1 pseudogene is annotated in these 243 nt (G+C 51.0%); it reads right to left on the bottom strand.

The window, feature by feature from the left end:
- Nucleotides 1–243 (bottom strand): annotated as a pseudogene (locus tag AAGC65_RS26040) (FecR domain-containing protein); the annotation flags it as partial.

Raw genomic sequence — 243 nt, 5'->3', positions numbered from 1 at the left:
GGTTAACTCCACTTCGCGCGTGTCGCCGTTAAATGCCGGCGGGAACTTCAGCGAGGAGGCCGCGTTCAACCACACTTTTGAGCCGTCCGGCAATGTTAACCGGTACTGCCCGCCGCGTGGCGTTTCTACAATGTTAAACAGGTTGACGGTTTCATTATGTTTTTCATGTCGGTTGTCATAAACAACTTGACCGTCGGCTGTTTTTTGGATAATTGACGAGCCCTCTTTAGCAAGATCGCCGTT

The organism is Mucilaginibacter sp., assembly GCF_039207105.1.
Lineage (GTDB): Bacteria > Bacteroidota > Bacteroidia > Sphingobacteriales > Sphingobacteriaceae > Mucilaginibacter.
This window is presented reverse-complemented; position numbering and strand designations above follow the sequence as displayed.